This is a genomic window from Chryseolinea lacunae, from assembly GCF_016735595.1.
GTDB lineage: Bacteria > Bacteroidota > Bacteroidia > Cytophagales > Cyclobacteriaceae > Chryseolinea > Chryseolinea lacunae.
On sequence record NZ_JAERRB010000016.1, the window covers coordinates 31,711 to 46,460 of the forward strand.

Annotated in this window: 14 protein-coding genes and 1 other RNA gene; 8 read left to right on the forward strand and 7 right to left on the reverse strand. The window is 53.0% G+C overall.

Features of this window, described 5'->3' with window-relative positions:
* From JI741_RS29345 to JI741_RS29365, 5 genes are all read left to right on the forward strand, one after another.
* A complete protein-coding gene (locus JI741_RS29345) occupies positions 1 to 534 on the forward strand; it encodes an NADH-quinone oxidoreductase subunit B (RefSeq protein ID WP_202015786.1) in 534 nt (177 codons plus the stop codon).
* A complete protein-coding gene (locus tag JI741_RS29350; protein ID WP_202015787.1) occupies positions 521 to 1,006 on the forward strand; it encodes an NADH-quinone oxidoreductase subunit C in 486 nt (161 codons plus the stop codon). The genes JI741_RS29345 and JI741_RS29350 overlap by 14 nt, the downstream gene beginning before the upstream one ends.
* A gap of 2 nt (positions 1,007 to 1,008) precedes the next feature.
* Positions 1,009 to 2,229, forward strand: a complete 1,221-nt coding sequence (locus JI741_RS29355; RefSeq protein WP_202015788.1) for an NADH-quinone oxidoreductase subunit D — start codon at positions 1,009 to 1,011, stop codon at positions 2,227 to 2,229.
* A gap of 13 nt (positions 2,230 to 2,242) precedes the next feature.
* Entirely contained in the window at positions 2,243 to 3,742 is a 1,500-nt protein-coding gene (locus JI741_RS29360; protein WP_236676333.1) for an NAD(P)H-hydrate dehydratase, read from the forward strand.
* A gap of 152 nt (positions 3,743 to 3,894) precedes the next feature.
* Positions 3,895 to 4,251, forward strand: a complete 357-nt coding sequence (locus JI741_RS29365; protein ID WP_202015790.1) for a T9SS type A sorting domain-containing protein — start codon at positions 3,895 to 3,897, stop codon at positions 4,249 to 4,251.
* A 6-nt stretch (positions 4,252 to 4,257) separates the two neighbouring features.
* On the opposite strand, the gene JI741_RS29370 is transcribed toward JI741_RS29365, so the two are convergent.
* Both JI741_RS29370 and asnS read right to left on the reverse strand, forming a co-directional pair.
* Positions 4,258 to 5,280, reverse strand: coding sequence for a threonine aldolase family protein (locus JI741_RS29370; protein WP_202015792.1), 1,023 nt, complete (start codon positions 5,278 to 5,280; stop codon positions 4,258 to 4,260).
* A 17-nt stretch (positions 5,281 to 5,297) separates the two neighbouring features.
* On the reverse strand, positions 5,298 to 6,734 hold the full coding sequence (gene asnS / locus JI741_RS29375; RefSeq protein ID WP_202015794.1) for an asparagine--tRNA ligase: 1,437 nt from the start codon (positions 6,732 to 6,734) through the stop codon (positions 5,298 to 5,300).
* A 177-nt stretch (positions 6,735 to 6,911) separates the two neighbouring features.
* Here asnS and rpoN point away from each other — a divergent pair, with 177 nt between their 5' ends.
* On the forward strand, positions 6,912 to 8,381 hold the full coding sequence (gene rpoN, locus JI741_RS29380) for an RNA polymerase factor sigma-54 (RefSeq protein WP_202015796.1): 1,470 nt from the start codon (positions 6,912 to 6,914) through the stop codon (positions 8,379 to 8,381).
* A gap of 10 nt (positions 8,382 to 8,391) precedes the next feature.
* Positions 8,392 to 9,006, forward strand: a complete 615-nt coding sequence (locus JI741_RS29385) for a hypothetical protein (RefSeq protein ID WP_202015798.1) — start codon at positions 8,392 to 8,394, stop codon at positions 9,004 to 9,006.
* A 6-nt stretch (positions 9,007 to 9,012) separates the two neighbouring features.
* On the opposite strand, the gene JI741_RS29390 is transcribed toward JI741_RS29385, so the two are convergent.
* Positions 9,013 to 9,903 (reverse strand): hypothetical protein, encoded by an 891-nt coding sequence (locus JI741_RS29390; protein WP_202015800.1) that lies wholly within the window; start codon positions 9,901 to 9,903, stop codon positions 9,013 to 9,015.
* Positions 9,904 to 10,015: 112 nt separating this feature from the next.
* On the opposite strand from JI741_RS29390, the gene JI741_RS29395 reads away from it, so the two are divergent.
* Positions 10,016 to 10,798: an enoyl-CoA hydratase-related protein gene (locus tag JI741_RS29395; RefSeq protein ID WP_202015802.1), complete on the forward strand. Its 783-nt coding sequence runs from the start codon at positions 10,016 to 10,018 to the stop codon at positions 10,796 to 10,798.
* Positions 10,799 to 10,832: 34 nt separating this feature from the next.
* Here JI741_RS29395 and JI741_RS29400 read toward each other — a convergent pair whose 3' ends face one another.
* From JI741_RS29400 to JI741_RS29415, 4 genes are all read right to left on the reverse strand, one after another.
* Positions 10,833 to 11,984: a sigma-54-dependent transcriptional regulator gene (locus JI741_RS29400; protein ID WP_202015804.1), complete on the reverse strand. Its 1,152-nt coding sequence runs from the start codon at positions 11,982 to 11,984 to the stop codon at positions 10,833 to 10,835.
* A 76-nt stretch (positions 11,985 to 12,060) separates the two neighbouring features.
* Positions 12,061 to 12,456: RNase P RNA component class A (rnpB, locus tag JI741_RS29405), an RNA gene on the reverse strand.
* Positions 12,457 to 12,530: 74 nt separating this feature from the next.
* The gene (locus JI741_RS29410) at positions 12,531 to 14,132 is read right to left on the reverse strand and encodes a rhomboid family intramembrane serine protease (RefSeq protein WP_202015806.1); all 1,602 of its coding nucleotides are present in this window, start codon (positions 14,130 to 14,132) and stop codon (positions 12,531 to 12,533) included.
* A gap of 157 nt (positions 14,133 to 14,289) precedes the next feature.
* Positions 14,290 to 14,688, reverse strand: coding sequence for a type III secretion system chaperone family protein (locus tag JI741_RS29415; RefSeq protein ID WP_202015808.1), 399 nt, complete (start codon positions 14,686 to 14,688; stop codon positions 14,290 to 14,292).
* Positions 14,689 to 14,750 lie beyond the last annotated feature (62 nt).

A 14,750-nucleotide genomic window follows, 5' to 3' on the forward strand; every position in this document is an offset into this window, starting at 1 on the left:
ATGGGACTACTGGATCAACGCTTTGAACATGGTGGTGTGATTGTGACACACCTCGACGATCTGCTGAACTGGGCGCGCCTGTCGTCTATGTTTCCCATGACCTTTGGCCTGGCCTGCTGCGCCATTGAGTTTATGAGCACGGGCACCACAGTCTATGACATGGACCGCTTTGGCATGGCCCCACGCTCCAGCCCACGCCAGGCCGACGTGATGATTATTGCCGGCACCGTCACCTTCAAGATGGCCGACCGCATCAAACGTCTCTACGAACAAATGGCCGAGCCGCGCTACGTCATCTCCATGGGATCGTGCGCCAACTGTGGTGGTCCCTACTGGCAGCACGGCTATCATGTGGTGAAAGGGGTGGACCGCATCATTCCCGTTGACGTGTATGTGCCGGGTTGTCCGCCGCGTCCCGAAGCCCTCATTGGTGGCTTCCTGAAGCTGCAGGAGAAAATCAGAAACGAATCGCTGGTGGCACCCAAGGCCATCGAAAAACTATTGAAGAACGAAACTGCACATGCCAGTATCTGAGTCCATACTAACCCTGGCGCAGGCCGCCTGCCAACACACCCCTCCCGTGGTAGACGAGCAGGCATCGCCCAAGGCCCTGATCGTGGCTGCGGCCGACCTGCTGGCAGTAGCTCAGCAGTTGCATGCCTCGCCCGAAACCTATTTCGACATGCTGTCGTGCGTGACGGGCATCGACAACGGTGCGGCGGCCGGCACAATGGAGGTGGCCTACAACCTCTATTCCATTCCCTTCAACCTTCATCTCATGCTGAAGGTGGTGTTGCCCCGCGACAACGCAGAACTGCCCACCCTGACCGGCATTTGGAAAACGGCCGACTGGCAAGAGCGCGAAGTGTTCGACATGTATGGCATCCGCTTCACGGGCCACCCCGACATGCGCCGCATTTTGATGCCCGAAGATTGGGAAGGGCATCCGCTGCGAAAAGACTACAGCCACCAGGGCTACTACCGCGACATTAAAGTAGCCTACTAGCCATGCCTACCGACAACATTCAATACAAGTCGCACCCCGACAACCTCACCCGCTCGGTTCCCTACAAGTTCAACGCCGAGAACCTGCGGTCGGAAGAGATGATTGTGAACCTGGGCCCGCAGCATCCGTCCACACACGGCGTGTTGCGCCTGGAGGTGTTGATGGATGGCGAGATTGTGAAAGACGTGGTGCCCCACATCGGCTACCTGCACCGTTGCTTCGAGAAGCACGCGGAGAGCTTGCCCTACAACCAGGTGATTCCCTTTGTGGACCGCCTCGACTATGTGGCGTCTATGAACAGCGAGCATGCCTATGCCATGGGCGTGGAACGTTTGCTGGGCATTGAAGGACAATTGCCCAAACGTGTGGAATATGTTCGGGTGATGGTGGCGGAGCTGAACCGCATTGCCTCACACTTCATTGCCATTGGAACCTATGGCATGGACATTGGCGCGTTCACGCCATTTTTCTGGCTCATGCGCGACCGCGAACACATTCTGCGCATGCTCGAGTGGGCTTCGGGTGCCCGCTTGCTCTACAACTACATCTGGATTGGCGGCCTGTTCTACGATCTGCCAATTGGCTTTGAAGAACGCTGCCAGGAATTTATTACCTACATCCGCCCGAAGCTTGTGGAACTGGACACGGTGTTGTTGCAAAACAAAATCTTTGTGCAGCGCACGGCCAACGTGGGCGTGCTTCCGCTCGACCTGGCCATCAACGGCGGGGTTACCGGCCCCATGCTTCGCGCATCGGGCTTGCGTTTTGATTTGCGTCGCGTGGATGGATACTCGGTCTATCCCGAACTTGATTTTGAAGTGCCCGTGGGCGAAGGCAAGATGGGCGCCGTGGGCGATTGCTGGGACAGAACCAGCGTGCGTGTTCAGGAGATACATGAGTCGTTAAAAATTCTGGAACAGTGTGTGGCCAAACTCACCGGCGAACACAAACGCACCCGCGACTTCGACCCGCAGGCCATGGTTCCGAAAAAGATACGCCCCAAGGCACAAGACTTGTATGTGCGGGCCGAGATCCCGAAAGGAGAGCTTGGATTTTTCTTCCGCGCCGATGGCAAAAGCGACGTGCCCTTCCGGTGCAAGTGCCGCTCGTGCAGCTTCGTGAATCTGTCTGTGCTTCCCGAGATATCGAAAGGAATTTTAATAGCCGACCTCATCGCCATCATCGGTTCCATTGATGTGGTGATGGGCGAAGTGGATCGCTAAACCCAACGCTGCCATGCTGAAGATCATCACCGCGCAACAGACCAAGGCGCTGGATGCGCACACCATTGCGCACGAACCCATTGCATCCATTGACCTGATGGAACGAGCCTGCCGCGCATTTGTGACGTGGTTCACCCAACGCTTCGACAACAGCCACACCGTGGGCATTGTGTGCGGCACAGGCAACAACGGCGGCGACGGACTGGGCATTGCGCGCTTGTTGCAGGGATGGAACTATGCCGTTACGGTTTGGATTGTGCGTGGCTCGGTGGCCGAGTCTAACGACTTCAAGACAAACCTGGAACGCCTCAAAAACACACGCATCAAAATTCTGGAAATCACCGAAGCACCGGAGTGTTCTGTTTTTGCGGGCAGCGATGTGTTACTCGACGCCGTGTTTGGCTCGGGCCTGTCGCGTCCGCCCGAGGGTGTCTATGAACGGGTGATTACCTGCATCAACGCCACTGCCACACGCCGCATCGCGGTCGACATTCCTTCGGGGCTTATGGCCGACCAGCCCACCACCGGAGCGTGTGTGGAGGCGCATGCTACCGTCACGTTTCAACTTCCCAAGCTGTCGTTTCTTTTTCCTTCTTCTCATCGCTTTGTGGGCGACTGGGCGGTGGTTGATATTGGGTTGAACAAGAATTTTATTCGCGAACTGCCCGGCGACCATTTCCTTCTTCAACAAAAAGATGTGCGCAAACAGGTGAAGAAACGATCTACGTTTGATCACAAGGGCACCTATGGTCATGCCTTGCTGGTGGCTGGCGCGCGTGGAAAAATGGGGGCCGCTGTGCTGTCGTCGCGCGCGGCGTTGCGGTCGGGCGTGGGGCTGTTGACGGTGCACGTTCCGCAGACCGGTGTCGACATTTTGCAAACGGCCGTGCCCGAAGCCATGCTGAGCATTGACGCGCATTCGGATTTTTATACCGCTCTCGAAACGGCCGATCGCTTCACCGCCGTGGGCATCGGGCCGGGGCTGGGCAAAAGCCCGGAAACGGTGAAGGCTTTGAAAAAGCTTCTTGAAAACTTTCAACATCCCATGGTGCTCGATGCAGATTCATTGAACATCCTGGCCGAAAACCGCGAACTGCTGCACCTCGTTCCTCCCGGTTGCATTCTCACGCCTCATCCCAAAGAATTTGAGCGCATCGTGGGTTCGTGGCAAACTGATTTTGAGCGATTGCAGAAGCAAAAACAGCTGGCAGCGCAGCTGAACGGGGTGGTGGTGTTGAAAGGTGCGTACTCCAGTATCGTTGGACCGGACGGAAAAGTATATTTCAACCCCACAGGAAATCCCGGAATGGCGACCGGTGGTAGCGGAGATGTGCTCACTGGTATATTAACCGGGTTGCTGGCCCAGGGATATGCTACTTTAGCGGCTGCGCAGGTGGGCGTCTATCTGCACGGCCTGACCGGCGATCTGGCGGCAGGCGAGAAGGGCATGAACAGCCTGATTGCCTCCGATCTTATCGACTTTCTGCCTGAGGCCTATCGCAGGTTGGGATAAAGGCCCTAAAGAAATGGGAATTATTTTCAGGTACGTTCAAACCTTTTACCCATTCTGTGCATCTAAGACGTAATAAACCCAGAAACTTTCCGTTGCGCGGAAACTTTGGACTGAAATTTGTCGTAACAAGCATATAGAATAAACTTATACCAATGCGCGTTTTTACCCTTTTCATCGTACTCATCCTGGTAGCAGGGTCCTTTTTCGGGCACGCCCAGGCCAGCTTCGACGGAGGTGTTCCCGAACGTCAGGACCTGGCCAAGTCTATCCAGATTTTCCCCAACCCCGCAGTGGACTTCGTGCACGTTCGTTTAGAAAACGTGAACTTCAGCGAAGTGAAAGTTTCCCTTCACAACATTATCGGCAACGAAGTGTCTATCGAATCTGAAATGGTAGACGAACACGAGATCCGCATCCGTGTGAAAGACCTCGACACTGGCTACTACCTGCTCGCCCTGAAAGACGATCATGCCAAGCTGAGAGGTACTTATAAATTTCTGAAGCGCTAAGCCTGTTCAGGCCAGCAGTTCCTTCAGCTTCTTCCCAAAATTTCTGATTTCTTCTTCCGTCGTATCAAACGAACACATCAGTCGTGCTTCGGATAGTTTGTCGTTCCACACATAGAAGAAATGTTCTTCCTGCAATTTCGGAATCACCTCGGTGGGCACAATCATAAAAATGCCATTGGCGTCTACACGTTGCGTGATGATGGCCGATGTTTTCCGGATTTCGGCTTCCAGCAACTTCGCCATGGCATTGGCGTGTGATGCATTTTTCTTCCACAACTCATTCGACAACAAGGCGCTGAACTGCGCGCTGATGAAACGCATCTTCGAGTGAAGCTGCATGCTTTGTTTGCGTATGTATTTAAAGGTCGTGGCCAGTTCAGGGCGAAAGAAGATCACGGCTTCGCCAAACATCATCCCGTTTTTGGTTCCACCAAACGACAGCACATCCACACCGGCATCGCGGGTGAAGGCGCGGAAGTCGGCCTGTAGGCTGGCGGCAGCATTCGAGATGCGCGAGCCGTCCATGTGCAGGAACAGGTTGTGTTTGCGCGCCACGGCCGACAAGGCTTTCACTTCTTCGATGGAATAGACCGTGGCATATTCCGTGGTTTGCGATATGGAGATGACGCGCGCCTGCGGGTGATGCTGGTCGTCGATGCGCTGTATTTTTTCTTCTACCTGGCTTGGGTAAATTTTTCCATCTGTGGTGGGGATGGTGACCAGTTTGCACCCCATAAATTTTTCGGGCGCAGTCGATTCGTCCACGTTGATGTGGGCGAGGTCTGAACAGATGATGGAGTCGAACGAGCGCGTCATGGCGCTGAGGCCCATCACGTTTGCACCGGTGCCGTTGTAGGCAAAGAACACTTCAATGTCGTTGCCCAGCAGTGCCCTGAACTTTGCCACGGCTTCTTCGGTGAAGACGTCGGCGCCATAGGAACCCTGGTGGCCCCGGTTGGCGTTGATCAAAGCTTCCATGATGTCGGGATGAACACCGGAATAGTTGTCGCTGGCGAAAGTGTGCTTCATGGGGTCACGTTGTCGTTTTAGAATTCGGCGTTGCCGGGGTAGCGCGGGAAGGGGATCACGTCGCGGATGTTGGTCATGCCCGTCACAAACAGGATGAGGCGTTCGAAGCCCAACCCAAACCCGCTATGGGGTGCGGAACCAAACTTGCGCAGGTCCAGATACCACCAGAGATCTTTTTCGGGGAGGTTCAACTCATTCACACGTTTCAATATTCTGTCGTAGCGTTCTTCGCGTTGCGAGCCGCCGATAATTTCGCCTATGCCGGGGAAGAGCACGTCCATGGCGGCCACGGTTTTGCCGTCGTCGTTCTGGCGCATGTAGAACGATTTGATGTTGGCGGGGTAGTCGAACAGGATCACCGGTTTCTTGAAATGCTTTTCCACCAGGTAGCGTTCGTGTTCCGACTGCAGGTCCACACCCCAGCTGTCGATGAGGTATTGGAATTTCTTTTTCTTGTTGGGGTTCGAGTTCTTCAGCACGTCGATGGCCTCGGTGTAGGACAACCGTTGGAAATCGTTTTCCGCCACAAACTTCAATCGTTCCAGCAGGCTCAGTTCGCTGCGTTGGTCCTGCGGTTTGGCCTGTTCTTCTTCGAGTGCGCGTTTGTTGAGGAACTCGAGGTCGTCGGCGCAGTTGTCGAGCGCATAGCGCACCAGGTATTGCAGGAAGTCCTGCGCCAGCTGCATGTTGTCTTTCAGTTCATAGAATGCCATTTCGGGTTCTATCATCCAGAACTCGGCGAGGTGGCGCGTGGTGTTGGAGTTTTCGGCGCGGAAGGTGGGGCCAAACGTGTAGATCTCGCCCAGGGCCAGGGCATAGGTTTCGCCTTCGAGCTGGCCCGACACGGTGAGGTTAGTTTCGCGGCCAAAGAAATCTTCCTTATGGTTCACGTGGCCCTGCTCGTCGCGGGGCGGGTTGGCCTGGTCGAGCGTGGTGACGCGGAACATGGCGCCTGCGCCTTCGGCGTCGGACCCGGTGATGATGGGGGTGTGGATGTAGGAGAAGCCCCGGTCGTTGAAAAATTTATGAACGGCAAACGCCATGGCATGCCGCACGCGCATGACGGCGCCAAACGTGTTGGTGCGCGAGCGCAGGTGGGCTATTTCGCGGAGGTATTCCAGGCTTGGGCGGTTCTTGAGTTGCAGGGGATAGGCCTCGGGGTCGCAGTCGCCCAGAATTTCGAGCGATTTCACTTTCACTTCCACGGCCTGGCCTTTGCCCAGGGAGGCAATCAGTTCGCCGTCAACCGAAATGCAGGCGCCGGTGGTGAGGCGTTTTTGCGTGCTTTCGTCAAGCGCATTGAGTTCGACCACCGCTTGCAGGTTTTGGAGGGTCGAGCCGTCGTTCAGGGAAAGGAACTGACTGTTTCGAAAACTCCGTATCCAGCCGTTCACCGTGACCGATTGGCCGGTGGGGGCGGTGGCAAGCAATTCCTTGATCTTGGTGCGCTTCATGGTAAAGTAGTGTTAAGGCGTAAACTGTGAAAGGGTGCAAAAAAACGAAAAAGCAGGTGATTTTCATAGGGCTTTCCATTCGTCGGAAAGTCTGGCACGACATTCGCGACTGTGCAGTATTTTTCTAACTTTGTACAAGTACAGTAACGCAAACGATCAAACGGGGAATTTCTATTCATGCAAAAGCTTGGGTTAAACCAGTCACTACAACAAAAGCTATCGCCACAGCAGATACAATTCATCAAGCTGTTGCAGGTGCCAACCGCCGAGCTGGAAGGAAGAATCGAGGAGGAGCTTGAAATCAATCCGGCACTGGAAGAAGGCGAAGACCAGGAGAAGCCCGAAGAGAGCACCAACGAAGCCGACGAGTTTCCCGAAAGCCCCGAAGGCCCCACGTCGTCGAGCGAAGACGACGTTGATATCCAAGACTACCTGCGCGACGACGACTATAGCGGCTACAAAATGCAAGGCGACGGCGACGAAGACGAAGACAATCGCGAAATGCCCATCCCCATGTCGTCATCGCTCCACGAGCAGCTGATGAGCCAGCTCGACTTTATGGGACTGGACGAACGTCAATATGCCATCGGCAGACAATTGCTGGGCAGCATCGAAAGCGACGGCTACATCCGCCGCGACCTCGACGCCATTGTGAACGACATGGCGTTCTCGCAAGGCATTGAAACCACCGCCGAAGAAGTGGAACAGGTGCTGAAGAAAATACAAACCTTCGATCCTCCCGGCATCGCCGCGCGCAACCTGCAGGAATGCCTGCTGCTGCAACTCGACCGCATGGACAATGGCCACGACATTGATGTGGCTGTGGCCAAGAAGATCATTTCCGAGTGCTACGAAGAATTTACAAAGAAGCATTACCAGAAAATACAAAAGAAGCTCGACACCGAAGACGAAGACTTTGTGCGCGACGCCATGGAACTGATTGTGAAGCTGAACCCGAAGCCGGGTGGCGAAAGCACAAACACCGTGGTGAAAAACCAATACATCATTCCCGACTACATACTCACCAACAACAACGGCAAACTCGAGTTGTCGCTGAACAGCCGCAATGCTCCCGAGCTGCGCATCAGCCGTTCGTATACCGACATGTTTAAGGCCTACGACAAGAGCAACAAGAAAGACAAGAAGCTGAAGGAGGCTGTCACGTTTGTGAAACAAAAGCTCGATGCGGCCAAGTGGTTTATCGACGCCATCAAACAACGCCAGCAAACGTTGCTGCGCACCATGAAGGCCATCATCGATTTTCAATACGACTTTTTCCTGGAGGGCGACGAAACCAAGCTGAAGCCCATGATCCTGAAAGACATCGCCACCATGATCAGCATGGACATCTCCACGGTGTCGCGCGTGGCCAGCAGCAAGGCCATCCAAACCGAGTTTGGCATTTTTCCGCTGAAGTACTTTTTCTCCGAAGGCATTGCCACCGATTCGGGCGAGGAAGTGAGCAGCCGCGAAGTGAAACAAATCATCAAAGACATTATTGAAAGCGAAGACAAAGACAAACCTTTTTCGGACGACAAACTGGAAACCATTCTCAACGAGAAGGGCTATAACATTGCACGCCGCACGGTGGCGAAGTATCGCGAGCAACTGAACATTCCGGTGGCCCGCTTAAGAAAGGAGATGTAGTGTGAACGGCGTGGCGCGGTTTATTTCCTTTGTGTTTCATCCGTTGCTGCTGGCAACGTATATGTTCACCTTGTTTGCCCTGGTGTTGCCCTGGGCCTTCAGTCCCCTGAAAGAAGACGGTCATTTCAAATTTGTGATGCTTATTTTTTGCGTCACCTTTGTGTTGCCGTCGCTCAACATCGGGCTGTTCAAAGCATTCGGTTCCATCAAGTCGATGGCCATGGAAGATCGGCGCGATCGTGTGATACCCTTCATTTTTGTCACCATTCTCTACAGTGCCATCACCTACCTGTTTTATTCCCGCACCCGCATTGGCATTCACGACAGCTTGCTGAAGTTTCTCATCATCATCGATGTGCTCATGCTGGTGGGAACCCTGGTGACGTTGTTCTATAAAGTAAGCATCCACACGTTGGGCATGTGGGGCCTGGTGGGCATTCTGCTGCCGCTGAACAAAGTGGCGGAAGACGGCTCGTTGTTCTATCCAACCATTGCCTGCATTGCGTTGGCGGGTGTGGTGATGTCGGCACGGCTGCAACTGAACGCGCACACCCCACGCGAAGTGATGGTGGGAAGCATTCTGGGATTGGCCACCGGATGTTTGTCGGTGTTCTTCCTGTTTTAGAAGGGTTCAGATTTCACAGAGCACCGTTACAGGATATTTCTTTGCCCGAAAGGTTTCTATGTATTTTTCCTGATCATCGAAATGCCTTTCAAGTCCCTCAAAGGAGTTTTCGCCTCCCAGAGAGCCCATCCATTTCAGACCCGATACGATCCTCAATGTTCCAATGTTTTCAAATTTGTCTTTGAAGGTGAGAAGGTCTGCATGGGGAATGGAAATCAAGTGCAAGCCAAAGCCCACATAGTGTTGGGTGCCTACAAATTTCCAGATTCGTTCGATGCCGGGTTGAGCAGCTTTTGCTTGCTCGGGATCAATGCTTGAACTTATCTGGTGGCCCAGGATGTCGCAGGTTAGCACATTGTTGATACTGGGTTTGCGAACTGCGTTGTAGGTTGTGAAGGCAAATGTATAGGAACATACACCTCGGTAGTTGCTGACGGAAGAGCAGATCACCACGCGGTAGCTGCCATCACGGTGTTGAAAGGTGAGGAGGTCGTCGTCGGCGAAGCATAGGTTGGTGACCTTCCTGTACTTTTTCCGGCTCCTGATTTTTTGATTGACCTGGCTTATCTTTTTCCAAAGTCTTTCCAATTCGCGCTTCCTTGCCTTACCCAATGACGGATCTTCGCTTTCCCAATCGCGCACACCAGCGCCTTTGTCGATGACTTGCCTGACAAACTGAAGACGTGCGGTGGTCATCAGGCCAAGTTCCCAATAGGCCAGGGCACAGCTGGTCACATAGATCTCATGGTCGAAATCGTCAAAGGTGTCAGTATCATCCAGCGGAAACTCAATCGCGATTGTGTCAGCATCGGCGCCGCCATCATACCGGTCCATGATGCCCCAGTAAGTATCATGAGCAGTGTCGCCGTCTATGATTTTCACGCCGTCGGTGGCCATTGTCTTGTGGTTTTAAATTGACCTGATGTCCTTAAATCTTGGAATTTTTAGTTTAAATTCAACATCATCAGCAGGATTTTTAAGACAGACGCCAACCCAACCCGACTGCCCTATGGACTATAAATTTATTTCCTACAAACTTGATGGTGGTGTGGCCAACATTGCCCTTAACCGCCCGGAAGTCTACAACGCGTTGAACGACGAGATCACGTTCGAGCTGCAGGATGTTTTGAAGGTGGTTGCCAAAGATGCGCAAGTGCGCGTGGTGGTGCTCACCGGCGAGGGAAAAGCATTTTGTTCGGGCCAGGATTTGAAGGCCGCTGCCGCACACCCAAACCGGTCGTTCAAGGAGTCGCTCGACAAACGCTATAATCCCATCGTGAAGGCTATGCGCCAGTTGCCCAAGCCCATTGTGTGCCAGCTGAACGGTGTGGCCGCAGGAGCGGGGTGCTCGCTGGTGCTGGCGTGCGACATTATTGTGGCCGCCGAGGAAGCCACACTCATTGAGGTGTTTGTGCAAATTGGGTTGGTGCCCGACTCGGGATCGTCGTTTTTCCTGCCGCGCCTCATCGGCATGGCCAAAGCGTTTGAGTTGTGCAGCATGGGCTCGAAGGTGACGGCCAAAGAAGCCGTGGCCATGGGGCTTATCAATAAAGTTGTTCCGACCGCCGAACTGGCGGGCGCTGTGAAATTCTATACCGACTATTTTGCGAACGCGCCCACCAAAGCCATTGGCCTCATCAAGCGCATGCTCAACAAGTCGGCCACCGCATCGCTCGACGACATGCTGGAGTATGAAGCCTATTGCCAGGAGATTGCCGGCAGCACGGCCGATCATCACGAAGGCGTGAAGGCGTTTATTGAAAAACGGAAGCCGGCGTTTGTCGGAAAGTAAGAAAGAGTAAACAGTGTAGCCCTTGTGAATGGGCTTACAAATATTTTTCAACATCGCTGGCGGTGATCTCTTCGCCGCTCATGATGACCAGTCGTTCGGTCACGTTGCGCAGCTCGCGGATGTTGCCGGTCCAGTTGTGAGCCTTCAGTTTTTCGAGGGCATCGGGTTGAATGGTTTTGCGACGGGCACCATATTCTTCGGCAATGTCGTCGAGAAATTTATCGGTGAGCAGGGGAATGTCTTCGCGGCGCTCGTTTAGTGCGGGCACTTTGATGACGATGACGCTGAGGCGGTGATACAAGTCTTCGCGAAACTGGTTGGCCTCGATCTCCTTGCGCAGATCTTTGTTGGTAGCGGCGATGACGCGCACGTTCACGGATATTTCCTTGTCGCCACCCACCCGGGTGATTTTATTTTCCTGCAACGCTCTCAACACTTTTGCCTGTGCCGAAGCACTCATGTCGCCGATCTCGTCGAGAAACAAAGTGCCGCCTTCGGCCAGTTCGAATTTGCCCAGGCGTTGTTTGATGGCCGAGGTGAACGATCCTTTTTCATGACCAAAGAGTTCGCTTTCGATAAGCTCTGAGGGGATGGCCGCGCAGTTCACTTCAATGAGCGGGCCGTTGCTGCGTTTGCTCTTCTCGTGTATCCAGCGCGACACCAGTTCTTTGCCCGAGCCGTTGGGGCCGGTCACCAGCACACGCGCATCGGTCTCGGCCACTTTTTCAATCATCTCCTTCACGTGCACGATGGGTGCTGACTCGCCGATCATCTCGAAGCGTCGCGATATTTTTTTCTTCAGCGACTTGGTTTCGCGCACCAGCAACGTTTTGTCGAGCGCGTTGCGCAGTGTGATTTCCAACCGACCTAGGTCAAAGGGCTTTTGCAGAAAATCGAACGCGCCTTTTTTCACAGCTTCCACCGCCACGTCGATGGTGCCGTGCGCAGAGATGACGATGAAGTTGGTGGCGATGCCGTTTTCTTTGGCTTTCTCCAACACTTCGAGGCCATCCATTTTGGGCATCTTGATGTCGCAAAGACAGAGGTCGAAGTTGCCCTGCTCAAGCTTCTTGTAACCTTCCTGGCCGTCGCCAGCTTCTTCTACGTCGTGGTCTTTTTCTTCCAGTATTTCCTTGAGGATGGCCCGTATTTTCTGATCGTCTTCGATGATGAGTATTTTCGACATTGGTGTTTCGTTATGCGCGAGTTGTGGTTTAAAAATAGAAAAACCTGTCCGCTTTTTTGAAACGGACAGGTTTTAAAATAAAAGCAAGCCTGTAAGCCGGGTTTTGTTCCCCGACGAATCGGGGCCCTTATCATTTATCTGGTCACAACATCGCTGTCGTGATCAATCAGTCTACCCACCCCGGTTACGCCCATTGCTGAGCGAGGAACGGGCCGTTCCTACCCGGGGCCTATTTGACCTTTCAACGCGTAAGGTTTACCCTGCACCGTCTGTCGCCAGCCGGCCGGTGAGCTCTTACCTCACCTTTTCACCTTTTCCCCGACAAGTCGGGGTAGTTTGTTTTCTGTGGCACTGTCTGTCTCCGCTCCGACGAATCGAAACAAATCCTTCCCGTTAGGAAGTACGCTGCCCTGTGTTGCCCGGACTTTCCTCCCCCCAACCAAAGTCAGGAAGCGATAAGGCGGCTTGTTTTGTGTAAAGGTAGTGGTTCGGAGGGGACATAAAAAAAGGCCGACGAGTGTCGGCCTTGGTTTGTGTGATCGATGACTAGTTCATGCTTTCTTCCGGTTCTTCACTTTCTTCGTTCATAGGTTCGTCAATCGTTTCTATCGGCCCTTTGTCGTCCTTAAAGTAGTAAAGCACAAATCCTAAGATTGCGCCGCTCACCAGGCCGCCGACATGCGCGGCGTTGTCGACGCCACCGGCCAAACCCATGACGAGGTTGATGCTTACATAGATGCCAATCAGTATGAGGATGAGCCTCTTTGACCCCCGATAAGCGTCGGTCAGGAGCAGTGAAAGTATGGCGCCGTGAAGACCGAAGATCGCACCGGATGCCCCAACGCTAAGGGTGTTTGTATACCACACCATGCTGGCGATGCTGCCGGCTAAACCCGCAACGATGTAGAGCACAGCGTAGCGTCGTGGACCCAACGTGGGTTCGAGAAACGTGGCGGCAAGCACAAGACCGTAGATGTTGAGCAGCAAATGCATGATGCCACCGTGCAGAAACATGCTGGTGAGTAGCCGCCACCAGTCTCCATTCACGGTTTCATATCGCCGGTTCGCACCCCACGCCAGCAAGTCCGCACCGCTCGGGGAGAGGATGTTGACGCCCGCGAACATCATGGCGACAAAAACAAGAATGTTGAGATCGATGATGATGCTGGTGGCAAAGTGTGGTGATCGTGGAATCAAATACTGAAACATCTCTTTTACATCATCTTCTTTTGGCTTTTTGCCTTCGCGTTGCCTTTCCAGTTCCAGTTTGCTGAAGCGCGGCCACAGCAGGACGAGCAGAAATATGACGAGCCCGATGCCATACGATCCAAAAATCCACGCGAGTTTGTTTCCGGTTCTTTCGGCAAACGAATTGTGCTGGGGTTTCAGTATGATGCTGTCTTCTGCTGTCTGTGTATCTAAGGCACGGGCTACAGCGGCTTGAAAATCTTCACGGTCTTTGCTTTTGGGCAGGCGTTCGAAGTAGGTGACGTCGCTAAAGTTGTAGTTTTTTAACTCGTCCATGCACGTGGCATGAAAGTCTGTGTAGATTTTCTCTTTTTCTTCGGGTTCAAGCCGGTTGCTAATCTGTTTCCTGAACTTCACTCCATACCAACAGGAATGGTTTTTAATTTTTTGCTGCGATGAATCCTTCACGATAGGGAAAGCAAAGAACAGCGCCATATCAAAGTTTTGATTGTTTTTGCCGCTGGTGCTGAAGTCGGCATACATCCCGCCTCCAGGCACGGCGACCTCAAAATTTTTGAGTGTGTAGTATCTTTCTTTTGGCAGTCGCTCAATGTCTTCAACGGTATTCACAGACAACAATTTTCCGGTTGCTGTGGTGACGTACTCTTGCGAGATCAAAAGTGTCGCCGTCATAGTGACCCAGGCGATGAACTGAAAGAGAAATCTTCGCCGGTCCGTTTCTTTTCTGAAGATGAGCACGCGCAGTTTTGGGCGGAGCCAGATCGTTATGGGAATCCAGGGGAACGCTATAGGTGCCCAGATTGCCCATATATCTTCCTTGATCAATTCAAATTGTATGCTGGTGAAATAGTGTAGCAACGATAGGAGAACAATTGAGCCAAGGGAGATGTACAGGAATGTTGGAAGGATGTGCCTGAATTTGAGATTGTAATCTTTCATGGATTAGAAAAACGGAATGGGTACGACATGTGATGACGGCAGGGTTTTTATAAACGGCCGCGTCTGATCAATAGGGCGTTAATGTTTCAGGTGAGCGATAGTGACAAGGAGAGAAATTACAGGCCACCGCAAAATGGATTGCGATGGCCAGTGTTGTCTAGTGAATATCTTTTCCAGTTAATTTCAATTCATAATGATCTGCCAACTGTGCCACTTCCTGGATCATTTCCCTGATCTGGTCTTGCGATACGCTTGATGTGAGGCAGGATGCTTCCACTTTCAGGAAGCCCTCTTCGAGCACAAATTTGCTGAAGTCGAAATTGGCGTTTTGTTCCATGAGCAATTTGAGGTCAAGGCCGGGATTGTATTCGCATACTTTTGATGTGAAGATGGCCTGGTCTCTGCCCGACACGGCACTGACTTGCCGGATGGCAAGCACCGTTTGGTAACGACTGCCGTTGATGGGGACCACGACAACCGATTTGGTGTGATCGTAGTCGGTGAACTGGCCGCCGATTTGTTCGGCGTATTGTTGAACGTAGTTCATAATGTCCATAGTAGGCTCTGCTTTAAGTAGTATGGAAGTTATGAAAATCAGCGAAGCGGCGGAACACTCGT